Origin of the sequence: Paenibacillus wynnii (assembly GCF_000757885.1) — a bacterium.
In the GTDB taxonomy this organism is placed as follows: domain Bacteria; phylum Bacillota; class Bacilli; order Paenibacillales; family Paenibacillaceae; genus Paenibacillus_AQ; species Paenibacillus_AQ wynnii.
In genome coordinates, this window is the sequence record NZ_JQCR01000002.1 from 594,901 (window position 1) to 619,593 (window position 24,693).

Consider the following 24,693-nt stretch of genomic DNA (forward strand, 5'->3'; position numbering starts at 1 on the left):
CTATCCCCCCTTCAAGATACGCCTTCCCTGTTGCTCCAACACAATTCTACGCAAAGTCCACCTAATTCCGATTGACTGAGCAGCAATCCTGAGTCGCCGCCGTACATCAAACGCAGACGCTGATGAACATTTTTAAGCCCGGATTCTAATTCTTCGTTAAGGGAATAGACCTTCATTCGAATGGACTCCATAACTAAATAATCAATTCCTGTACCTGTATCCTCAACGGCTACATGGTTTATGCCTTCTTCCCTCCAGCATCGGACCCGAATCATTCCGTATTCCGAATGATTGTTAAACGAATGAAGGATTACATTTTCGACAAGCGGCTGTACGATTAAACGTGGAACTTCCAGATCTTCCATCTGCGGATCGACCACGATATCAAATTCGAAATCGTCTCTCAGCATGCAATGTATTTCCAAATAGAAATGGATCAAATCCAGTTCTTCTTTTAGCCGTACCCTCTTACTTCCCGTTTTGGTCGTATAACGATAGTACTTGCTCAAATTCATGGTCATCGAAATGGCAGCTTTGTCTTCTTTCAACTCGATCATACTTTTGATATAAGCTAACGTGTTGTACAGAAAGTGCGGATTGATCTGAGACTGCAGCTGCTTCAGCGTTGCATCCTTCGATCGGAGTTGTTCTTTATACACATCTTCGATCAACTCCTCTATTTTTGACGCCATAGCGTTAAATCTGTCATAAATAAACCGGTACTCGCCATTGGGCTTGTCTATCATTCTCACAGAATAAATACCTTTTTCAATCAAGTTCATATTCTTAATCAGTTTCCGGAATGGAATCTGGATATTTCGATACATCATAAAGGCAAGATAAGCCCCCATAAACAAAAGCATCCCGCTTATCATATAAAACATGTTCTGGTTTCGACTGATTGGCGCCATAATATGACTGATGGGTACATAATCAACTAGATACCAACCTAATGATTCCAGTTTCTGAAAGTGTACCTGAAACCTCGCCTTGTCGGATTTAATGAGCATGTAGCCGCTTTCCATTGAGCTATCAATCTCGCTAAGCCGGGGTAGAATTTCGTTAATTTGATCAACATTTACGGAATAATTATTAATAGGGTCCGCTCCAGGATGATATAGAAACGGATCTCCCGAACCATTCGCTTTAAATTCAGACAAGGCACTCCGCAAAGCGGATAAACCGAATTTAAGCACTATTCTCATATGCGCCTCGCCTGGCTCCACTGAGTTTTCGGGATAAGACAATATTTCCATGAAATAATCCTCATTGGGATCGGAATAGTATTGCCAAAATGTATCCTTTGCGGGAAGTTCCTTTGGAAGCGCATTCAGACTGGAGTTGCTTTTAATGACAATTCCAGTGCGAGGATAAAGAACTGCAATCACTGCCTTCCAGTCACCATATCCGGCCAGTCGATTAATCTCTTCAGATACCGTTCGATTGATTCTATATTTATCCAAGACATCGTCAAGCAAATCAGGATAGGCTAAATTACGTACATCCGTACTTTCGTACAGCATTTTTTTATAAGTATCCAGCCGAAAAAACAACTGATCCAATTGATTAGCTAAAGTTTCAATCTGATATTGCTTCACCTTACTAATTTCGTCAGTCAACACACGCGTACTTGTTCGGTTCGACACCCCAAACAGGAATAAGATCGGGATAAGCAAGATCAATAAAGTGGCTATCAGTTTTGTGAATATGCTGAATCTGCTCATGATCGATTCCTCTCCACTTTAGGCTTAGCTTCTGACTTTTGGAGTTTGAATTCTGAGAACTGCTTTTTCAATTCAGCAAAAACAATGTCATAACCTGCCTTCTTGAGCGCTATAAGGGCATCCTCATAAAACTCTTCATAACTGGCCAAACCAAAATTAATGGGCTCGAACTTTTCCTTATAAACCGCAATAACCTGCGCAATCTCATGTTTGACGGGTGCCTCATTGAAATGAAACCCAAATAGCTTGGAAATACGGGAGTTCTCGTCGTTCTTAAGCATGTCATCAATAATGTCGTCCTCTACACTGGCAGGTGCGATAAAATAGTCTTTGTTTCGCCACATCCACTCATACATCAACTGGTCATTGGTCAATAGCTTAATTTTCCCGTTCTCTAATGCATAGTCCTTTCCCTCTACTCCATAGATAATAAAATTATAGTTCTCTTTGCTATGCAAGATCCAATTCATAAACATCATTGCACGTTCGGGATTTTTGGATGCCGCAGCAATCATAAAAGCTTCATTGCTTGGGGTAGTAATAAACTTGGGTTTGTCCTTTTCAAAATAATACTCGCGCAGCCTGGCATCAGGATCAGCATTTCGTGCTGTCTGCAGGTTCTCCATGGCCCTTGAGACCGCGCCCACACGAAAAAGAAGTTTCCCTGCATTCTCCTGATCGATTTTGGCTGCCGGATTGCCCACTAGATTTTTATCAATGATCCCCCTGGTCACCCAGGACTCGCGTAATTGAGCTACTTTTTTGTATAAATCAGACTCTACATAACTCAGAATCTCCCCTGAATCCTCATCCACCATAAATAACAACCGCTCGTCCAGTGAAGAGTAGTTTCGATCTGTCAATTCGCGCCACAGCATTTCATGCCCTCGGTCTGTCTCCAAATAACCATAATAACTTGGATCTATAGCGTGCATTTTTTCGTAAAATAATTCTATATCAGCGATCGTCTTAATATCTGACACGCCGACCCTCTCCAGCAAATCCTGGCGGACCATTACTGAAGAGAATTTCCCTGCGGACGTAAATGCCTGAGTTGGTATCGCCCAAAGCTTACCACCAATCCGGTTCTGCTCGAAATTCTCTGCGGGAATATGTTTGATCAGATCCTGCCCATATTGGTTCAGAAGCTCATCTAAAGGTTGAATATAATTTTTCGTGTAGTAAACAGAGACGAATGGTGCGCCATACCAGAACAAATCATAATTTTCTCCGGTAGATAAGGCCAGTTCCAACTTTTGCTGATAATTGGACCATGGAATATAAGTCAATTCAAGCTTCATATGTAGATCTTTCTTTAGCCGATCATTCAATTCATTCTCAACGAAATCACCCATACGCGCAGACAGATCGCCAGGCATAATTACCTTCAATGTAACCAGCGATTCAGGCTCGTCTTCCACTGGCTTATTCGCTTCAGGACCGATATATTTGCTGTATAAGATGTACATGATAGACACGAAAAGTATCGCGACCATACCACTGACAGCACGTTTCATCAAAAGCACAACCCCCTTTACCATAGCACCTCAATGCTAGTCTACACTAATTCTATCAATGGGAATACGATACCTTTCAACTTCTCGTCCTATCCGTATAGCGTTATCCAACATAGAACAGGAGCACATGAATTCGGATGTCATGTGCTCCTGTTATTCATTTCAACTATTAATATAAATTGCACTTAAGAAATAGAAATACTAGTTATGGTAGATCGGGTGAAGAACTCTATGCGGACTACAGATCCCTTATTGTCTATAAATTGTTCTATGAGTAAGTTATGCGGACACAGATGCCATTATTTATGAAATATGGGGCTATTTATAGCCAAATTCTTGTAAATAGAGCCTTCTGAGTCCGCATAGATAAGCAATTCAGGTAATTGGAGTAAATAGCGTCCGCTGGGTCCGTATAGTTCACGTATTCATCTTGAACAGATATCCACCAGTGATCGTACATCAAGAGTGAGTGAGTGAGTGAGTGAGTGAGTGAGTGAGTGAGTGAGTGAGTGAGTGAGTGAGTGAGTGAGTGAGTGAGTGAGTGAGTGAGTGAGTGAGTGAGTGAGTGAGTGAGTGAGTGAGTGGCATTCGTATGAATCAGAGATCTACGCCTGTTCATTCATCCAGAAAAAACACTTTTACTATATAAATCAAACTTAATAATTAGAGAAAGGGCAATGGAGCGGCGAAGGAAAATTTTGGAACTGGAGGAGCGTCAGCGTTCGCCTTTGTCTCCGGATTTCAACCGCGAAAAGCGGTTTTAATCAAGAAATCTGGAGACAACAGCGGCCGGAAGTCCAACATTCACCACAGTGCGACTAACCCTTTAGTCTAAAAATCTTAAGTTCAATCTACCTAGTTAATAAATTGTAAATACTGTAATAACCGTTTGAGCATCACAGCGGCTTCAGCCCGGCTCGCATGGGCCAAAGGATCTATCACCGTATCCGATTTCCCTTGTATGATCTGAGCGGTGAGCAATTCAGCTATAGAGTATTTTGCCCAAGAAGCAATGGAACCGTTATCTGTATATTTCCCGAGGATTTGTTCATTTACATCCTTAACCTGGACGGATGGGTTCACATAATCCAGAGCTCTAGACAGCATAACAGCCATTTGCTCACGTGTGATTACTTCATTGGGTTTAAATGAACCATCACTGTAGCCTTCAATAATTCCTGCATCAACCGAGGTTGCAATGACATCTGCAAACCAGTCTCCTCTGGATATGTCACTAAAAGCGGTATCTCTACCCAGAGAACTCAAACCAAGGGAACGAACAAGTATCGCTGTGAACTCTGCGCGGGTTATCGGTTGCTCTGGTGAAAATTTGTTAAGAGAAACCCCGTTAATAATCCGCTTAGAGGCGAGTAGTTCGACTTCCGATTTTGCCCAATGGCCCTGAAGATCAGAGAACGTCTTAGTACCCGAAACTACAGTATAAATACTGTTCCCATTCCGTTTGATTACAGCTTCTGTATTTCCGCCATGACGCACAAGTATGGCTGGAACAAAACTAAATGTCTCAGTAGTCGGGTTAAATATGAGTGCAGTAGTATTCGTTGGCTCAATGATTCCTGGCAGTATAACCGTTCTTTCGAGATAGTTGCTGCCGAAGTTCGTTAGCTCAATCGACTGTCCGTTTGCCCCAGCTGAGATTTTGTAATCCAGAGCAGGGGTAAGTAATGTCAAACCCTCTCTGCTTGCCTGTTTAGATAATAGATCTGCCATACTCCCTGAAACTCTGTCAATGCCTATACTTATGGTCATATTTTCAGGACTCACGCCTAGCTTTTCCGCTAACGTGGCCAATCCTAAAGCTTTGACAGGAATCTTGTAACTTCCAAAGTCCGTTTGTACAATTACCAACGCATCCGGCAGCCCAGTCACCACTTTTGCAAAAGCTGAGGAAGGAATGTTGACCTTCACGCTACCACCGTTGTTTTTCAATTTGATGATAACCGAATTTGACTTTAAGGCCGTTGAATGGTCTTGAAGAGCCTGGAAGGCATCCCGAAGTTTCTTCGAATCAATGGTTGCGGTCGTTTCGATCACACCATTTTCATTCGTAGTTTGAACTATGGTTATCGCATCTTGCCCCAACTTGATTCCGTTATCCGTGTTTTCCAGCACTGGTATTGCGGGCTGTGTTGATGTGCCGCCAGAGGGCGGGTTCGTATTTAAGCCAGAAACAACAGTTAAATTAAATTGCTTTTCCAGATTGCCGTCGGAAGACTTCGCTATAATGACGGTTTGGCCGGCACCAACTGCCGTTACCAATCCTGTAGCAGATACATATGCAACTTTATGGTCTGCAGATGACCATACCACCCTTTTATTGCTGGCTTCTGCCGGAGCTACAGTGACATCCATTTGCTTGCTTGCACTTGGAGCCAATTGTACCTGTCCGGGTGTATTTGCGGTTAAACCTGTAACTCTTACCAGGGCCTCAGCAGCACTATTCGATACATCTACGCTGCCCAGATTCAGCCACCCGTTCCCATTCTGCTCGGCATTTGCGAAGCTGAACTTCTTGGCGTCTGCATTGATTTGCTCGAGCGGATTTACATAACGCATCAATATCTGATAGGTTCCATTGCCTAATTCCGGATTAGTAGTGGATTCAAACAGCTTATTGTGATCAAATCCATTCGTATTCGGAAGAATGTCTTTCAGATCCCAATCCGGATTCCATATTTTAATAATGTTATTTCCTGATTTGGCCGCAAGCTCGACATTCCAGCTGTAATAAAACGGTGCTACTCCTTTGTTCTCGAGTTCTACTCCCACTTTCAGGTTTCCATCTGATCCTTCCAGGTAGGCAGTGGGCACATAATATTCATATCCCATTCTGCGTGAACCTTCAGTAGCTCTTGCCAAAGGGGCAGCATCCAGCGGAGTTTGGAATATTCCCTGTGCAAGCAGCCAGGATGTATGGGTCAAGCCCAGACTCGTGTAATAATCCTCACCTTGTGCTCCCTCGATAGGCGTCGATGGTTCATTGTATTTGGGCGGATCATTGTTCCACATCTTCACTTGAATTTCCGGTCTCATCTCTCCGCCCATACTATTGTTCTTCCAGAATTCAGTGACTCCTGCATCATTGACTCTACCCCAGAAATGCCAGCCTTGACCTCCCAAGCTTGGGGGAAGTGTCTGGAAAGCAAATGAATCATCATGGTAGCCGACATCGAAGTTTTTGGTTTTAAGCGTACTGTTATCCATTGGGTATCTCAATACAAGCTGCGTTTGGTTGAAGGCGTTATCTATTGAGGTAAGAACCCGTTTCATGTTAGTATCGGTTGGCATCAGGTTCGGCGTTTTCAGATTTCCGTCATAGGGATACGTATGCCATTCGCCCCAGAAACCGATTAATCCGATCATGATGGATCCGACACGAGCGTCGCCATCATAACGCGTTCCAAGCGCGCTGATGAAATTGTCCAAAGCGTCCAATAAACGCTCATCATTATAGTCAGGCGCTAAACTCGTGGCATCCTTGCCATTGTCGAATTCTTTATAATTGTAAGTCTCTAATCCTTTATCTATCAGGAATTGCGGTATTCCTGAAGGCTTGTTCGGGTAGTCCAGATATACCCTGAACACAGCCTGATTACCTCTGGATGCTACCTCAGCCAGCCGTTTATCCAGTTCAGACCAATTAAAGTCATCCATATTGTTCATCAATTTGTTTAGCGGCAAGTAGAAGAATTCCAAGCTGTATGGCAGTTGGGTCGGCCGGTCCCGCCAATCGTCACCGTTTTTGAAATAAGCTTCCTCGGATGCATCATAAAAAGGAAGGAAACCCTTCAACGGATTATCCACCGGTGCCTGATGATACTCCAAAGTATGAGTTCCGGACGTTGTTGCCCACACTGGCCGGCTTGGGTGCTCAACTGGAGGTGTCGTTGTTCCTCCTCCAGATCCGCTTGTTCTGCCCGCTAACGCATATATTCCAATCTGGTCTATGCTAAGGACATTGTCAGCTTGATTCTTAGGGCCAAACCCGAATTGAATTTGAAGAACCTTGCTCTTATCAAATACAGCATCGCAAGCATCGCAACCTTGCCATGCGGATTGGGCGAATGCGCTCCAGGGAATTCTAACCATTCCCTTGTAGCCTGGAGCAATTGAAAGGGAACCTCCACCGAGAACGGTAGTCTTCCAGCCGTCGGCTGCGTTGTAGAACTTCACAACACCACCTTCTTTTAACGAAAACTCACCTTTCGGTGCATCTGTAACAAGCGATATATTCAGATCCATATTTTTATTGCTTGGTGACGTTTGATTGACCCAGAAGGTGAGTCCATCAAATGCCGACCAATCCGAATCTGCTCCAGTAAATGCTGCACGTTTAATATTGACCCAATCGGACGCAGATTTGCCCGGAGGAGGGGAAACTGAGAACTTCATGGCTTGACTGCCATTCGAATAGTTCACTTTGTCAATCGTACGAAGCGCAGACGCTTCTCCGGATTCCCAATCGATTCTCCAGGTGTTCTGCAAAGCGGCATCATCTGTGTAAGATTCGAAATCTTCCAGTATTTTATCTGCGCGATAGAGCACGATATCATCAATCGTGATGACGTTATGGATATAACCTTTTGGCGGGTATCCGAACTGAAGCCCGGTTACTTCGCTTGGGTTCAGCGCTGTAGCGCTTTCATTCTGATCGCCTTCGAACTGCCATGCAGATTGAACAAATTGATCCCAAGGAATTCTTACAACGCCTTTAAATCCAGCAGGAACATCAAGCGAGCTTCCATTGAATGCCGCAGGGTGCCAGCTTCCATCAGGAGCAATCGTCAGGGCTGACCCGCCTTCTTTTAACCCGAACTCCCCTTTGGCTATAGGCGTTTGTAGTGCAACATTTAGGCTGAAATCCTTATTATCATTTGTTGTATTGTCCACCCAGAAGCTTACACCGTCAAACTTGGACCAGTCTTTCTTATTCGACGGAATGGAATGGATGATATTCGACCACTCCGAATCAGCGGTTGCAACTGAAAGCTCCAAGCCTTTGCTTCCGCTCGATTGGCCCAGCGCTCTTGTAACTGAGCCCGGCTTATCAGACCACGCTTCAGTCCATGCTTGCCCAAGAGCAGCATCATCAGTATAGGATTCGAAATCCTCAATGAGCCCTGGTATTTCTGAACCAGAACCAGGGTTAGGGTTAGGTCCAGGTCCAGTGCCAGGATCACTATCTGATTCAACCTTGTCGGTAAAGTAGATTTCCTCTATATAGATGGTGCCTGTAGTATCCCAAGCAGCTTGTGCTATTGCCACACTCCAGATGGTTTGTGATAAATCCACTCCCTGATCGGGCAGGTCGATAACCAAGTCTTTATAGCTGGTTGTGATCGTGTCTCCACTGAATTGACCGATCGTTTTCGTTACGCCGCCAATACTAACACTGACCTGATTCTCCTCACCGCCAGTAGCTCCTTTCACCCGGATGACCAGTTTCCCTGTATCTGAAAGATTCCGGCCGATGTTGGTTTCTAGTCGTGACATATTCTTATACTGCAGAACTAGTGCACCGCCCTCGGCTACACCAGCGCCGTTCCCATTTGCAAAGCCACTTGACCCCGTCCATTGATTAAGATCATTCTGAGTGTTTCCAGACCATGCTGGCGTACCATCATAATTATCTACCAGTAGGCGTTTTGGCGGCAGCGGCGGTGAAGTTGGAGGTGTTGTTGAATTACTCTCCCCTACCAGCACTGGCCCCAAATTGAGCCAGCCTTCGTTGTCTTGGTCCGTATTCGCAAATCTTACCTTCTTCGCTTTACTGCTAAGGGTCTCTAACGGATTAACGACCTTCATAACCAAATAATAATAACCGTCATTTAAGTCTGGATTAGAAATGGACGTATCAAAATAATAGGGTTCGCCAAATGGGACGTACTGTGGATCCCCAGAGAGATTCCACTCAGGATACGTCCTGATTTGCAAAGGCATAACCTTTGTCATATCCCATGTTGTATCCCATTGCTTAACAAGCTTACCTGATAAATTCTTTACTCCCAGTTCTACCTTCCAAGGGTAAGCGAAGGGAGCAACACCATTATTCTGAATGGTTACTCCAACCTTTAGCGGATCACCTTGAGCAACATCATTATAATACGCGCTCTTTACATTTAAATCGTAGCCCATCTTTCTCACGCCCGCAGCAACGGTATCATCGCTCACATCATAGTTGCTGATCCCGCCTTGATTAATCATCCACGTTGCATGAGTCAGTTCAATATCATCCATTGCACTATCAACATTAACACCGCCGCTGAAGAAGTTGCTCTGAATTTCCGGACGTACTTCTCCACCCACAGATTGCGTGATCCATTTATTCTCTGAACCGGCTTCCAGCATTTTGGTCAAGAATGAGTAATAGGCTCCGCCTATACTCTCCGGCTGGGTTACACTCTGCAGCGGATCACCTTCCTTATACCCGAAGGAGTCATCATGGTAGCCAATATTAAACCCCGATGCACCTGGCAAGCCGGGATATCGGACCTCAAGCTTGGTTTGATCAAAAGCTGTATCATATGCGGTAAAAATTTCTCCGATAGTTTCAGCATTAGGCATGTAGTTCGGCAATCCGTCTGCAGTATCCTCATCATATGGGTAAGTATGCCACTCCCCCCATAATCCAACGAGGCCCATATGAATAAATCCGATACGCGGATCCCCGTCATACTTTGCACCGAAAGCTTTAATAAAGTTTGTCAAATAGGTAACCATTAACGGATTATCATAATCAGGCTCATCCTGGTTAAATGTACCGTTATGACGCATGGCAACGCCGCTTTGATGAATAAAATCAGGTATTGCATCCTCTTTATCAGGATATTCCAGATAGACTCTAATCGCAGCCTGATTCCCTCTTGCCGCAATCGCATTCAGTGCCGTCTCTAAACCAGTATCAAAAGTATATGAATCTGGGCCATTCATCACCGCTTTCAGCGGAACATAATACCATTCTAGGCTGTGGGGAAATGAAGTCTCCGTCTCCCAGGGATAGAACGGTGCAAACCCTTTGAGCGGATTGTCGAGCGGACTTGGGGCATTGGTTAAGTCATGCTTGGTTAGAGTACTGTCCACTGCTGGGCTCGGATACGGATTAGCGGGTACGCGCGAGGGTTCCGGGTCCGCATGAACTCTGCTTGCAACATTCCCCATGAATGTACTTAGCAACAAAATGATAATGAGCATCACTTTAAATGATGACGCCTTCCTAAACTTGTATACAAATAATGGATTCATCGAATTCCTCCTCGTTAACGCTGTTATCAATCAGTGAGAACGATATCATAACGCCAGGCAGCAGCAGGCCTATCCGGACTCTCATAAGTCCGGATACCTGAGGGAACTTGATTCAAAACCGATGAAGCTTATGAGAAACACAGGAAATAACTGATTTAACCTTTATGCGCACTGAATGCTATACCTTCGATAAATTGCTTTTGAAAGATAAAAAAGAGGACGATCATTGGAACTACCGCCATGAAGGCGCCTGCCATTAACACGGGGTAATCGGTTCCGAACATGGAGACTAGCGTCGCAATACCTGATGACAGGGTCATCTTCTCAGGCGAGCTGTTAATAATGAGCGGCCATTGCAGTTCATTCCATGACCACTGCAATTGAATAATTACAATGGCTACTAGAGCCGACTTGACTAAAGGAAGCATGATGTGCCAATAAATTTGAAATGGATTGCAGCCATCCAGTACAGCCGCTTCTTCCAATTCTTTAGATATGGTCAGGAAAAATTGTCTTAATAGAAAGGTAGCGAAAGGGCTGATGAGCGAGGTAATCCAAAGAGCTGTAACTGTATTCACCAACCCCAAGTCACTCATCATCATATATTGCGGCGTATAAAAAACAGGATTAGGTACCATCATGACTGAGATAATCAATGCAAAAAGAAAGGTACCTCCCGGAAACCTGATCCGCGCAAAGGCATAGGCCGCCATCGAGCTGAATATAACTGGAAACGCTGTTTTCATGAAAGCTGTGAAAATAGTATTTATGTAGTAATGTGAGAATGCCGATTGCTTGATCGCTTCCGTATATCCTCTTAAGCTGGGGGTCTCCGGCAAATAACGGATCGGAATTTGCGTAGCTTCCGTCGTTGTCTTCAGCGAAGTCAGTACCATCCAAATAAATGGAATGAGCATAGCAATTGCGCTGATAATAAGAATGATATGAACAATCGAATTGATTTTCCTCGCTGATGCGGTGTGCACTTCTGTCATCCTCCCTTCTTAGTCGTAGATGACCCATTTTTTTTGAAGAGCAAATTGGATCCCTGTCAGTATGATGTTAATCAGTAGTAATACATTGATAATGGCTGCACCGTAATTAGGATTGAAATAAACGAAGGTGTTTTGGTAATAGGCATAAACGAGTGAACGAACCGCTGGCAGCGCTACATTTGTCTTCCCGATAATCAGATAGATGGAGTCGAAAATTTGCGTGGCCCCAATCAAAAGGATGATACTTGTGAAAAAAAGTGTCGGCGTCAACATGGGAATGGTAATATATCGAAACTTGCCCATTCTCTTGGCGCCATCAATCTCTGCAGCTTCATAGAGTGATTTCGGTATCCCTTGCAAACCTGCGAGAATCAGAAGCATATTTAAGCCGATGGCTCCCCACACGCCAACGATAACGAGCACGAACATGGCATAATTGGGATTAGACAACCATGCTATACGGGTTCCTAGAATATGGTTGATGAGTCCGAAATCCTGAGCGAACAACACGACCCAAACCATCGCTGCCGCTGCAGGCATCGTGACCTGAGGCAAGAAAAAAATAACACGGTAAATAGATAGTCCTTTGATTTTCGAATTCAGCAGTACAGCAAAAAAAGTAGAAAGGGCAAGTGTAATCGGCACAAACAGAACAACATAATACAGGGTATTTCGCAGATTCTGCCAAAACTCCTCGTCACTGAATAACTTCACATAGTTATCAAATCCAACCCAATGATTTATAAGCCCGAAATTCTCCGACTGCTGGAATCCTAGCAAAATCGATTGGAGAACCGGCCAACCCCAGAAAATCAATGTGCCTAGGAGAGTCGGCGCGATCATGATATAGGCCCATACATATCTGCTCCTGGAATTCAAACGGATCACTCCTTATATTTCGGGAACGTTCCTGATCGTCAAGAACGTCCCCTGAATCACTTTAATCTGGACAATAGGCTTATTTCGTTTCTTCTATGGCTTGATTCATCATCTCAGCGACCTTCTTCGCTGCTTCCTCGACTAAGATGGCTCCGCCCCACGCTTGCGACATAATCTCTGGTTCTTTCGCGAACCATACCGGATATGCCAACGAACCGCTCGGATACGGAATCGCATCCTTTACTTGCTCAGTGAATACTTTTAGATTCAAATGTGGTCTCGAAGTCAGCCACGCATCTTGGGTTCCGTTAAATGCCGGTATAGCCGCACCCATTTCCGCCGTAATTTCAGCTGCTCTTTGGGATCCAAGGAACTTGAGGAATAACCAAGCCTCTTCCTTGTTTTTGCCACTTGCAGACATGACATTGCCGAGGCCATTAATGATATTTCCTCTTTTCACCTTGCCTACAGGCAATTTCGCCCAATCCCATTTCCCCTTGATAATTTCGCTACTGTCAATGTCGCTGATCCGCCAGGATCCGTCGAAGATCATCGCTAATCTACCGGACTTGAACATCTCGGTTGCTTCCGTATCCGTCATTTGTTGATGAGTCGGAGAAGCGCCATCGACAGTCATTTGATAACGAGCTTTCAAAGCTTCAATTGAAGCCGGATCATCGTACCCCGACTTACTCATATCAGCGGACAAAATATTTCCGCCATTCGCCAATATATCGTTCCAATATCCAGTTTGCGTGTCCATCTTCGCTCCAAAGCCATAAATGCCTTTATCAGGCTGGCTCAATTGTTTAGCAACCTCTGCAAGCTTCGCATAATCCCAAGTGTCATCTGGATACGGTATTTTGGCTTGATCGAACAATTCTTTATTGTACGCCAAACCGATCGTATCGAAATCCTTTGGTATACCGTAGTTTTCGCCGTTCAGCGCATATATGGTAGCAAGGTCAGCCGCATAATTATTTAGATCGATCTCCCCAGCCTGTATTTTGCTTGTAATCGGCTCAATGAAATTACCTGTTGCATATTTGACAAATTGACCCCCATGCATCCAAAAAACATCAGGCAGTGTCCCGGCAGGAGCTGCAGCGGACATTTTTGTCCAATAATCACCCCACGGGATGACTTCAACCTTCACCTTAATATGTGAATTTTCTGCCGTAAACTCCTTCGCGATAGCTTCCATTGCCGGTTGCTGAATTTTATCCCATATGGAGTAGGTAAGCGTTACGTCCTTTTGGGGTTTCTCAGTCGCTTCCCCGGCATTGCTGTTCGGACTCTTGTCCGGTGTGTTGTTTGGCTTGTTTGAATTGTTGCTGCATGCAGATGCGACTAGAGCAAAAACCATGAGAACAACTACAAACAAAAATGAAAATTTGTTTCTATTCTTCATTTGACATCCCCCTAATGAATAGTTTAGGCAAATATTTGCGTAAATTTTGACTACGAAATACTTACCTCTTTACATTTTCATTTTAATCTAATTCTACAACTCCTTTATATGCCTCATTTTAAAGATTGCATGCCTAATTTTTAAGATAAAAAACGTTTGCATTGGAATAAAGATTAATCCATACTATTAGTAAATAATTGCGCAAATTATTTCATAAATTGAATTGGGAGTGTCTGCGATGACGATCACTGTATTGCAAAAAAAACCTGGGGAGTTCTGGTGGGGAGGGGTTATAAACGAAGGGCATTTAATGCCGTTCGGCGACCGTCCACATTCACGTGATTTACGTATGACGGATGATAATCAGGCTTCTCCCTTATTACTTTCTAATCTGGGAAGGTATATTTGGTGCGAAGAACCGTTTGCCTTCTCGTTTAATGAGAGCAACCTTACCATCGATCACAAACAGAAGTTAATAATTGAAGAAGGTCATGAAACTCTTCAGGACGCCTACCGACATGCCTGCAATATACATTTCCCCCCTTCCGGTGTTACGCCTGACAAACTGGCTTTCACAGCACCGCAATACTGTACTTGGGTAGAAATGTTTTACGAACCGACACAGGAAAAGCTCCTCAATTATGCGACGTCCATTATTCGGCACGGCATGCCCCCGGGTGTGTTAATCATTGACGACAATTGGATGCAAGACTATGGAACCTGGGACTTTGATAAGCATCGATTCCCCGACCCCGCCGGAATGATCCATTCCTTACACGAATTAGGCTTTAAAGTCATGCTTTGGGTATGCCCGTATGTGAGTCCCGACAGCATTATATTCCGGCAATTACGTGACCATGGGATCTTAATGAAGCATGCTGACGGTGCCCCAGTCCTAAGAAGATGGTGGAACGGGTACAGTGCGGTCGTTGACTATACAAGCACAGAAGGATCGACATGGTTCAAGCAACAGTTAGACCGACTGATTGAAGATTACGGGGTTGACGGATTTAAGCTCGATGCAGGAGAACCTCTATTGCCTGATCTGATGGATGACATTACACAAGATGTTGCATGGTCACGTCCTGTACACCCTTTGGAAGATTGTGAATCCTATGCCCGATTGGGAATTGGATATCCGCTTAGCGAATTGCGCATGTGCTGGAAACTCGGGGGACAGGCGCTCATCCAGCGGCAACGGGATAAAACGCACACTTGGGAGGCGGCGACTGGACTACAAGGGCTTATCCCCAACTCCATCACTCAGGGCCTAATGGGATATGCCTATAATTGTCCTGATATGGTTGGCGGAGGGATGGATGGAGACATTAATTCGCCCGATTTCCGTTTTGATTCCGAACTTTTTATTCGTTTTGTTCAATGCTCGGCTTTATTTCCCGCGATGCAGTTCTCCATGGCGCCATGGCGGGTTTTGAACGGCGATGAATTGGCCTGGTGCATGGACGTTATACAGATACGGACGGAGTTAGGCTCTCTGCTCTCTGAGCTTGCGAGCCAAGCTGCGGAAGACGGACTTCCAATCCTGCGCAGCCTAGAATTCGTTTTTCCGCATCAAGGCTTTCATTCGGTTCAGGATCAATTCATGGTTGGCGAATCCATTCTGGTAGCCCCGGTTCTGAATAAGGGACAGGTAACTCGAAAGATACAATTTCCGTCAGGCCGATGGCTGGGCGATGATGAAAGCGTGGTCGAAGGCCCAAGCGAGGTCGAAGTGAGTGCGCCTCTTTCCCGGCTGCCGTGGTATAGAAAAATCTAAATTTGCACTTCAAGGAGATATTCTCATGAAAACAATCAAATTAGCTGTCATAGGAGCAGGAGCAAGAGGTTTCTTAGCCTATATGCCGTATGTTCAGAGGTTTCCCCGCGAGGTGGAGGTGGTCGCGGTTGCCGAACCGAACGAAGAGAGAAGAACGAGATTTGCGGAAGCATTAAACCTAACCCCAGAGCAAATCTATTCGACATGGGAAGAGTTGCTGAACCAACCCAAGCTTTGCGATGCGCTCCTCATCTGCACACAAGATCAGATGCATTACCAGCCTACGGTTGCTGCTCTCAAGAAGGGGTATCATGTTCTTCTTGAGAAGCCAATGTCCAACAACCCGATGGAGTGCGTTGAAATGGAAAAAATCGCACACGAAGAAGGACGCTTACTCTCGATCTGTCATGTCTCTAGATACACTCCTTTTTGGCAAAAAATGAAGCAACTCATTAATGACGGTTTGATCGGAAACGTAATGTCCATTCAACATAACGAAAACGTTGGTTACCTCCATTATGCCCATAGCTTTGTCAGAGGAAATTGGCGGAATGACGTGCTCTCCAGTCCAATGATATTGGCTAAGTCTTGTCACGATATGGATCTGATCCGTTGGATTGTCGATGCGGATTGCACAAAGGTCAGTTCCTTTGGTTCTTTAGGCCATTTTCGGATCGACAATGCGCCTGCAGGGTCGACTGATCGATGTACGGATGGCTGTGAGGTGGAACATACCTGTCCATATTCAGCTTTGCCATTCTACATGCAGGATCTTGAATTAAATCCTTTTGCAGCACTCATAGCAGATCCGCCTACCGAAACGAATAGAATGAACGCTATAATGGAAGGTCCCTATGGCAAATGTGTCTATCGAACAGATAATAATGTAGTGGATCATCAAACAGTAAATATGGAATTTGAGAATGGAGTTACCGTTATTTTCAGTATGTGCGGGTTTACTCGTGATATCAATCGTACCGTCCAAATCATGGGGACCCAAGGGGAAATTCGCGGTGATTTACTAAGAGGCTCTATTGATCTGTTTGAATTTTCTTCAGGTACACAGACTGTCTTCTATACCCCAACCAGTAGTAGTGGGCATCAAGGAGGCGACGATGGGATCATGCGGCAATTCCTGTCCGACCTCCGGCATGAACGATATATGGATACCCTGACTTCTGCGGAAGCCTCTCTGGAAAGTCACCTCATGGCCTTCGCTGCCGAGGAATCCAGACGTAGGGAAGGCGCCGTTGTTGACATGAAACTCTTCCGTCAATCCTTTGTGGCAACAGTTCATTAACAATCATGTTATAAAGAAGCTGTCCCAAGCCAATGCTTTGGGGCGGCTTCTTTTTTTTTAACGAGGATCACGGTATCGCATGCATGGGGACCCGCAAACAAAACGTTGTTCCAATCGCCCCCCAGTCCAAATTTTATTTAATCCCCTGAAGCGAGTTTGTTGATTCCTCACGGACTCAGGAGGCGCTATTTGGAGTAAAATCCACGTTTTTGCTTTCTTGCGGACTCAGATGACTCTATCCGCTCTCATCGCATTCCGAATACACCTAAAACGGAGAAATAGTAGCGCTGGTGTCCATAAACTTCCTCTAACAAGAGGAAAAGACACTAATAAGTGCACTCCAGTCCGTTAGCGTGAACCATCCACTTCACCAGACCATGCGAATCAGTTCACCCAGATCCATCCACTATGAATGGAGTGACGAACTGCGCCTTCTTCCGTAAACTAAAAAATCCGGGCAGCGACCCTCCAAAAATGGAGAGTCGCCGCCCGGCGTTACAGGCCTAGATTATTCGAAACGAATCTCATCGATCCAGACTGTGCTGTTGCCTCCATGCCAGAATGACATTTCCAGCTGTCCGGGGCTGATACGGTTCACACCTTTCGCCACCAAATCAATTGCAATATCCTTGTAGCCGGTTGTTATCGCATCCCCGCTGAAAGCCGCAAGTGTTTGAGTCACTCCGCCGATCGTGAGCTGAATATGGTTCTGTTCACCTCCGCTTGCGCCTTTGATGCGAATCACCAGCTTCGAGTAGCTCCCTATGCTCTCGCTGACCGTAGAGCCAAGCCATCCGTTGTTGTTGTATTGAAGCTTTAAAGCACCGGATTCAATGACACCTACATTGTTTACAAAACTGTTGGCGCTGGACCATTGGCCGAGATCGTTCGTTCCCGGCCAGACCGGTGAATTGTCGAAGTTATCCAGAAGCAAGCTGTTCGTTCCTCCGGCAATAGTCGTTACATTAATCCCTACGCTGGCTGCCGACAGATTGCCCGCTGCGTCCCTTGCTTTGACGGTATACGTATAGGCCGTGTTGGAATTTAAGCCACTGTCCGTAAAGCTGGTCGCAGCAGATGTGCCCGTTTCATTCCCGTTTCTGTAGATCACATACTGCGCAACTCCGATATTGTCCGTCGAAGCGCTCCATGTCAAGCTTACGGTGCTTGATGTTTTACCAGATACGCTCAAATTCGCCGGAGCAGTTGGCGCTTGCGTATCGCCGACACTGCCGCCGCTAATCTGAATACGGTCAAAATCGGGCGCCCATCCTGTCGGATTGGAGAAATGGATCGTGTTGTTGCCTGCATTCAGCTGAATCTGTGTCTGTACGGTGCCAACCGTAGTCCAGCTCCCTGTGCTGGGTAGATTGACCGTGGAAGGCGACCCTCCGTTTACACGCAATTGCGCGGAACGGGCCTCGCCGCTAAGGTATGATATCGTCATTGTATAAGTTCCCGGTGCCGATACATTGATGCCGTTGAATTGTAATGTGCCGTCATTGTTTCCCACATACCCTACTTTCGAACCGCCCGAAGACGAAGTGCTTGCGGAAACTGCCGCTGCTCCGGTTAGTGTGTTGTTTGTGGCCTCCGCTTCGTATGACGTCAAAGTACCGCCTCCGGAAGCGTTGGTGGTCGCACTGACGGAGCTGCTTGGACCCGATACATTCCCACTCTCATCCTTGGCTCTGACCGTGTAGCTGTAGCTCGTATTTGCGCTTAACCCGGTATCCGTAAAGGAAGTTGCGGTCGCAGAGCCTGCCAGAGCGCCGCCGCGGTAAATATCATAACCGGTTACACCTACGTTGTCGGTTGAAGCCGACCACGTCAGACTGATGCTGCTCGAGGTCTTTCCGCTCACAGCCAGATTTCCCGGGACGCTCGGCGCCTGGGTATCCGTGCTTCCTCCGCCACTGTACCCGCCGTCATATGGTGTTTGAGTCAGGCTGTACGAAAGCGTATTGTCCGGCTTCAGACTGTCGAAAGGTGCGATATTCTGATTCGCAGGGTCCATACCGATCCCCACTTTACCAAGCGGTGTTCTGCCTCCGGCATAATAGTTGGTATTGGCAAATCTGACGCTTGGCTTATAACCGTAAGGGTCAAGAATAGAAAGTGCCAAAGTGTAAGTTCCCGCCGTCAAATTGGAGGGAATAGCGAATGTACCAGAAACCTGCTGTACTGCCGGGGCTTGATTATATCGGCGTGTCGAGCTGTTCCAATCGTCGCCCGGCATCCAATTCCGAATGTCCACGTTGCTAAAAATACCTTTCCAGGCCACGGTACGATCGCTTCTCAGCAAGCTGGCTTCCACAGGCCAATTATAATAGAATGGCGCCGACCCTTTGTTCACAACTTGAAAGGCTACGTTCATCGACCCGCCGGGCTGTACGCTGCCAGAAAAAGTCGCCTGATTGATGACGAACCGATAGCCGAATTCCTTCTGCATCAACGCCGCACCCTGCGAAACGGCGGAATTACCGGCATCGTACAGATCTATCCATCCGAGGCTGGTTGTATGCGTCTTTTTGATCCAATCGATGACGTAGTTCCGATGGTTCGGATCGCTTAATGTATCATTCGGTGAATCACCGGGCTGGATCTCCTTCTGTCCCCAATCATAGGCTACCTCACCGCCGTTGACCTGCGTTCTCCAGACATTTCTTGCAGTAATGCCTTCCCCTCCTGCCAGATCATCGATTAATGCGAAAGAATCCCACAGGAATCCAAAGTTGAAATTCTGGAATGTATCGGGATACCTTACCTGAACCTTTTTGTTCTGAAAAGCTTGCGCCGCGGCGTTGCCTAACGCTGTCTGAAAGCTGAGCGGAATCCGGTCTGTTCCGTCGGCAAGCTTATCCGGCCAGATATGATGTTCTCCCCAATTCCCCCAAAGTCCGAGCTCGATATAGGCCACTCTCGGATCATTGTCCCAGGCTTGACCAAGCTTCTGGATGAAAGCTGTCAGACGATTTTTTAATACATCTGACGTCCATTGCGTCGTTACATCTCCATGGGTGACGCCTTCCGGCCAATATTCCCCCCCGTTCGGATACACGATGAACACGCGGGGAATCACCTTTTTATTTTGACTTTCAATGCCTGCCCAAGCCGTATTACTCCAATCCTTGATCTTCTGAACGGAATCCGACGCTGCGTTTTCCAAATCTGTGTATTTGATGTAGTGTTTGAACACAGTTCCATATTCCTGATTCGAGAACCCGGTGTCATTCATGAACCGAGTAGGCCTGAATCCCTTTAAGGGGTTTTTAAAAGCCTCTTGCGTTTCCGTCAGATTCACAGTGATCGGACCGACGGCTGCTGACGCCGAATCAAGTAATGCTACCGCCCATGAACCTCCAGTTAGTAAAATAAAAGATAATAAAATGGTAAACGCTTTCATAAGCGGCTTCGAAAAACTACTTTTCATCAATCATCCCTCCTATGTTTTTTAAAGTTTGCACAAATAATTTGCGCAAATTATTTGCGTCTAGAGTATATTCTAACATCGTTAGTTCCGTCAATCAAAATAATCCCGAATGTAATTTCAAACGCCAAATAACCGTCCACAGACTGTAATGAGATCTGAGAGACGGCTATTTCGTAATTTTTCGTAGTCTTAAACCTTGCTTAACACTCTGGCGCATGATTCTCGTACGATCAGCTCAGTCTTTAAACTGATGCTGACTTCCGCAATATTTTTGTTCTTGATCAATTCTGTAAGTACTTTCACAATGATGGAGCTAATATCGTATCTGAACCTTCGAACGGTCGTTAAAGGCGGAACCATGAACTCCGATAGCTTCAAATCATCAAAACCAACTAAGGAGACATCCCTAGGTATACGGATGTTCAGCTCGGCCAAGCCCTTAATCGCCCCAAAGGCAATGATGTCATTCAACGTAAAAATCGCGGTTATAGACGGTTCTTCTATCATCAATTGCTTCACTGCCTCATATCCATGAGCAGGATCAAATGCTCCCATTACGACATTGCTTTCAACCCATGGGAGCTTAAAATCGTGAAATGCATCTTTGCATCCGTCGAGACGGTTTACATTCACCAGATGATTTTTAGGCCCCGCAATAATCCCGATTTTCTGATGACCCAATCCATGCAAATATTGAATCACCTCATAAGCGCCTTTACGGTTATCATAGTCAATATAGTTGTGACCGCTCTTATAGGTTCTTCCATTCGTAAGCAAATACGGAATTCCGAGTCTCTCAAGCTCTTCAAACAACTTGTCATTGACAAAGGGGTCAAATATGATAGCTGCGTCTACTTTCCCCTCGCCCAAAAGCTTATATGCTGGAGAGGACTGCAAGTCTGTGCTGTGTTTCATAATATTAATCTGATGACCGTATGCTTCAAATTCTTCCTTTAGGTGATTTAAATCGGCAGAGGTAGACGGGTCATTATCGAAGAAATCATTATTGCCTGGCACGATTACGGCTATAATATAGGGGATGCCTGCCAGCTCGGAGGGAGAGACACCCGGTTTTAAATGTTCATTGGCAATTCCCAAAACTTTCCTGCGAGTCTCCTCACTGAAATTGCCTTGATTGTTTATAATCCTGGACACTGTACTAATCGAAACGTTTGCCTTTTTTGCGATTTCTTTAAGTTTGATATGTACCCCTCCAATCCCTACGAAACTTTTTGCACAACAAAGAAATTATAGCGTTTATTAGCATATCCAGTCAATCATGATGAGTAACCCAGCCATAATAAAAACTCCTCTCCAGAACTTGTGGTTAGACAAGCTGGAAAGGAGTTTTATCGTCGTGATCTACCGCCTATTTACACCTTTACCCAGCTGTACATATTCTGCTCCTTGAGCCGGATCAGCACCTTGCCAAATCGCCCGCCTTGGCTTATCGTCACGGGTCCGTCCCCATAGGTACGGCGTACATAATCGGTAACGATCTTCCGTGAAGCTTCGTTCGGCACCGCATGATGATTCTGCAGCACCGCCATTACCTCTTCGATCGCTGCTTCCGGGGAGAGTTCCGTGGTCTTCATCTCCCGGGTCACGATTGATTCATAGGAATATCCCTTCAGATAGAGCAGATGCAGGAGATATGCCATATCCGAAGCTTCCGCCCCGCTCTTCCGGACGGGAAGCAGCGGCAGCACCTCGTTCATGAGACTGTGCTGTGATCCGCCCGCTGGTAAACTGATGTAACAGAACTGGCGCGCGCAGCTTAGAACTCTCTCCACACTGTCCCAATCGACGATCGTCGGACACATGGACACGAAAACCAGGTCAAAGGCCTGCTCCCAACCTCTGTCCGCCAAGTCGATATCCTCAAATGCCTCCGGCACAATGCTTACTCTCACCCGATCCCGGTTAAGCTCCGCAGTATTGGCTTCAAGTAATTCCACCAAGGGAATGCACGGTTCAACAGCCGTTACGCTTGCTCCACGCTCTGCAAAAGGAACGGAAAATCCCCCTGAAGCCGCACCGATATCCAGCACCGAAAGTCCACCAAAATCAACGCCCTGCCCTTCGTTCCAACCGACGATCCGCTCAGCCCGGCGCCTCCCCGCTTCACTAAATACCTCTTCATTAAAAGCCTTCGCTTTATGATCGAAACTGTGGGCAAAGTCGATCCCCATTCGTTTCATTTTGTTGCCCATGGCCTTTGGATCCGCTTTCCAAGCCTGTTCCCATACCTGTACATTAAATAAATCCTGTGTCATATTCGTTCATTCCTCTCTTATTATGATCTTTCTCTGCAGCAATCAAAGACTTAATAGACTTGTTATATCTACAATTAGGCTATAAAAAATATGACTCACGGACGGCACACCGTTATTAACGGTGTGCCCCTTCCTCTAGGTTTGCTGCAAGCTCGGACAGCTTTTTATTACGCAAATAATTCTCCATTTGCTGCTCGGCCTCCACCATTTCCCGCTGGATCAGGCACTCGGACGGGTGATTCAGCGAACAATCGAACAAGGACGCCGTCCCTTCAATTGCATGGATGATGTCGAGGAACGAAATCTCTTCTTTTTTCCGTTTGAGCCTGTATCCACCGTTGGCACCAGACGCCGATTCGATGAGTCCCGCCTTCACCAACTTTGTCAGGATTTTGGACAAATAGGTTGGCGACACATCCTGCTTGGCCGCAAGCATCTGTACCCCAATGGGCTTATCTGGAGCCGAAGCTACCAGAAACAGCATCGTATGCAGGGCATAATTCGTTGCTTTGGAATACTTCACGAAACATCCACTCCGATCAAAGACTTTATTCATCCATAATAGCTTTTATTTCCCGGAATCGTCAAGTTTGACGCTCTCATTGAGCAGGAATGTAAGAACAAATCCAAGACCAGCCATAGCCGCGAGTATCCAAAATACAAGCTGAATCCCTAGCATCAACCCTCCCGAAAGAACAGTTGTATGATCAAGCGATACGGAAGTCATCACAGACACAAGCACCACCCCGCTCATCGAACCGCTTAACGAACGAAGCGTAATCGTCATCGGAGAAGCATGCTTGATCATGTTCGCCGGAACTTGAGTCATGGTAAACGCAGTAATTGGAGACATAATAAAGCCAATCTCAATCATAAACAGCGCGAACAGTAGCATTAACAGCAGAAACGGAGGCTCCAGCGGGATCATGACGGCCAGAAGCAATAGTGTAACGGTCATGCAGAGAAAAGAAATCCGGGTGAGCATCCTCGCGCCAAAACGATCGTAAAGTCTTCCCGAACAAAGTCCTGAGATCCCCATCAGCAGCGCACCCGGCAACAGCATCAGTCCCGACTCTCGCGGCGTCAGCCCCCTCACCTTCTGTGCATACAGCGGCAGAAACAGTTCCACCCCAATCATGACAAAAAACAAAATCACCCCGATGACCGAAGCATGTGTAAACATGCGGTAACGGAACAGACGAAAATCCAGCAAAGGTTCCGATAGTTTAAGCTGGCGCCCTATAAACACGGCGATCATACCGGATCCGGCAAGCAGAACGGCCCATGAAAATAAAGCGGATCCTCCTTGATCCCCAGCCGTACTTAAACCATACATCAGACCTGCAAATCCTAAAGAGGAATACATGACGGATCTAAGATCAAGCCGTGCCTCGCTCCGTTCGCCGACATTCCGCAGGGTAAACCAGGCGAGTACCAGATTGGCCATCGCTACCGGAAGTACGCCATAAAACAGAATTCGCCAGGAATGATGCTCCACCACTAACCCCGACAGGGCCGGCCCAAGCGCAGGCGCAAGTCCCATGACCAGGCCTACCAGACCCATAGCCAAGCCGATTTTTTCTTTGGGGAACACTCTTAGAATCGTCGTTTGGAACAGCGGCATCAGCAGTCCGGCCCCCGCCCCCTGAATCAACCTTCCGCTGAGCACCAGAGCAAAATCTGCAGAAACGGCTGCCAGCAGTGTACCGGTAATAAAGGCAGCCCCAGAAGCGAAGAACAGGGCTCTTGTAGAGAATCTCCCGAGTAAAAATCCCGCCACCGGCACCACGATGCCCGCTACAAGAAAATAAACCGTGATCAGCCATTGCCCCTTGTCCTCCTGAATTCCCAAATCCGTCATCATCCGTGGCAGTGCCGTGTTCAGCATCGTCTGCATCAGCTGAGCCAGAAAATTGGCGATTACCAGAGAAGCGACGATCAGCCCCGGTCGTGTTGGTGTTATTTGTTTCATGGCAACCTCGCTTCCACCCCCAAATTAAGATACATTAAAGATATATAATATCCGTAATTGAAACAATAAATAACGCAAAATCAATCAAGGACTTAATGTATCTATAATATACGCGATTAAGGGATATGTCAAGAACGTAATGGTTT

General features: G+C 46.0%; 13 protein-coding genes. 2 read left to right on the top strand and 11 right to left on the bottom strand.

All coding sequences use genetic code 11. From position 1 onward, the window contains the following. Positions 1–11: 11 nt before the first annotated feature. From PWYN_RS05325 to PWYN_RS05355, 6 genes are all read right to left on the bottom strand, one after another. Positions 12–1,724 carry a sensor histidine kinase gene (locus PWYN_RS05325; RefSeq protein ID WP_036649220.1) on the bottom strand — a complete coding sequence of 571 codons (1,713 nt, stop codon included), beginning with the start codon at positions 1,722–1,724 and terminating at the stop codon, positions 12–14. After that, a complete protein-coding gene (locus tag PWYN_RS05330) occupies positions 1,721–3,241 on the bottom strand; it encodes an ABC transporter substrate-binding protein (RefSeq protein ID WP_036649223.1) in 1,521 nt (506 codons plus the stop codon). Before PWYN_RS05330 ends, PWYN_RS05325 begins: the two co-directional genes overlap by 4 nt. Before the next feature lie 855 nt (positions 3,242–4,096). Next, positions 4,097–10,504: an S-layer homology domain-containing protein gene (locus PWYN_RS27865; protein WP_052087772.1), complete on the bottom strand. Its 6,408-nt coding sequence runs from the start codon at positions 10,502–10,504 to the stop codon at positions 4,097–4,099. 155 nt (positions 10,505–10,659) lie between these two features. Further along, positions 10,660–11,499 (bottom strand): carbohydrate ABC transporter permease, encoded by an 840-nt coding sequence (locus tag PWYN_RS05345; protein ID WP_036649225.1) that lies wholly within the window; start codon positions 11,497–11,499, stop codon positions 10,660–10,662. Between the two features lie 9 nt (positions 11,500–11,508). Next, positions 11,509–12,378 (bottom strand): carbohydrate ABC transporter permease, encoded by an 870-nt coding sequence (locus PWYN_RS05350; protein ID WP_036649227.1) that lies wholly within the window; start codon positions 12,376–12,378, stop codon positions 11,509–11,511. Between the two features lie 79 nt (positions 12,379–12,457). Beyond that, complete coding sequence (locus tag PWYN_RS05355; protein ID WP_052087773.1) at positions 12,458–13,789, bottom strand: ABC transporter substrate-binding protein; 1,332 nt, start codon at positions 13,787–13,789, stop codon at positions 12,458–12,460. A gap of 238 nt (positions 13,790–14,027) precedes the next feature. Between PWYN_RS05355 and PWYN_RS05360 the strand changes: the two genes are divergently transcribed. Next, on the top strand, positions 14,028–15,566 hold the full coding sequence (locus PWYN_RS05360; protein ID WP_036649229.1) for a glycoside hydrolase family 31 protein: 1,539 nt from the start codon (positions 14,028–14,030) through the stop codon (positions 15,564–15,566). 25 nt (positions 15,567–15,591) lie between these two features. Next, positions 15,592–16,866 (top strand): Gfo/Idh/MocA family protein, encoded by a 1,275-nt coding sequence (locus tag PWYN_RS05365; RefSeq protein ID WP_036649231.1) that lies wholly within the window; start codon positions 15,592–15,594, stop codon positions 16,864–16,866. A 508-nt stretch (positions 16,867–17,374) separates the two neighbouring features. On the opposite strand, the gene PWYN_RS30275 is transcribed toward PWYN_RS05365, so the two are convergent. The 5 genes from PWYN_RS30275 to PWYN_RS05390 form a co-directional block, all read right to left on the bottom strand. Next, a complete protein-coding gene (locus tag PWYN_RS30275; RefSeq protein WP_036649234.1) occupies positions 17,375–20,299 on the bottom strand; it encodes a DUF4832 domain-containing protein in 2,925 nt (974 codons plus the stop codon). Positions 20,300–20,488: 189 nt separating this feature from the next. Then, complete coding sequence (locus PWYN_RS05375) at positions 20,489–21,517, bottom strand: LacI family DNA-binding transcriptional regulator (RefSeq protein ID WP_338049192.1); 1,029 nt, start codon at positions 21,515–21,517, stop codon at positions 20,489–20,491. Positions 21,518–21,672: 155 nt separating this feature from the next. Further along, positions 21,673–22,575, bottom strand: coding sequence for a class I SAM-dependent methyltransferase (locus PWYN_RS05380; RefSeq protein WP_036649238.1), 903 nt, complete (start codon positions 22,573–22,575; stop codon positions 21,673–21,675). A 115-nt stretch (positions 22,576–22,690) separates the two neighbouring features. Beyond that, positions 22,691–23,098 (bottom strand): RrF2 family transcriptional regulator, encoded by a 408-nt coding sequence (locus PWYN_RS05385; protein WP_036649241.1) that lies wholly within the window; start codon positions 23,096–23,098, stop codon positions 22,691–22,693. Positions 23,099–23,143: 45 nt separating this feature from the next. Beyond that, complete coding sequence (locus PWYN_RS05390) at positions 23,144–24,547, bottom strand: DHA2 family efflux MFS transporter permease subunit (RefSeq protein ID WP_036649244.1); 1,404 nt, start codon at positions 24,545–24,547, stop codon at positions 23,144–23,146. Positions 24,548–24,693 lie beyond the last annotated feature (146 nt).

Bases quoted from the DNA above. Each gene is read 5' to 3' on its own strand.
- PWYN_RS05355 (WP_052087773.1), bottom strand. From the start codon at position 13,789: ATGAAGAATAGAAACAAATTTTCATTTTTGTTTGTAGTTGTTCTCATG.
- PWYN_RS27865 (WP_052087772.1), bottom strand. From the start codon at position 10,504: ATGAATCCATTATTTGTATACAAGTTTAGGAAGGCGTCATCATTTAAA.
- PWYN_RS05330 (WP_036649223.1), bottom strand. From the start codon at position 3,241: ATGAAACGTGCTGTCAGTGGTATGGTCGCGATACTTTTCGTGTCTATC.
- PWYN_RS05360 (WP_036649229.1), top strand. From the start codon at position 14,028: ATGACGATCACTGTATTGCAAAAAAAACCTGGGGAGTTCTGGTGGGGA.
- PWYN_RS05380 (WP_036649238.1), bottom strand. From the start codon at position 22,575: ATGACACAGGATTTATTTAATGTACAGGTATGGGAACAGGCTTGGAAA.
- PWYN_RS30275 (WP_036649234.1), bottom strand. From the start codon at position 20,299: ATGAAAAGTAGTTTTTCGAAGCCGCTTATGAAAGCGTTTACCATTTTA.
- PWYN_RS05325 (WP_036649220.1), bottom strand. From the start codon at position 1,724: ATGAGCAGATTCAGCATATTCACAAAACTGATAGCCACTTTATTGATC.
- PWYN_RS05390 (WP_036649244.1), bottom strand. From the start codon at position 24,547: ATGAAACAAATAACACCAACACGACCGGGGCTGATCGTCGCTTCTCTG.
- PWYN_RS05365 (WP_036649231.1), top strand. From the start codon at position 15,592: ATGAAAACAATCAAATTAGCTGTCATAGGAGCAGGAGCAAGAGGTTTC.
- PWYN_RS05345 (WP_036649225.1), bottom strand. From the start codon at position 11,499: ATGACAGAAGTGCACACCGCATCAGCGAGGAAAATCAATTCGATTGTT.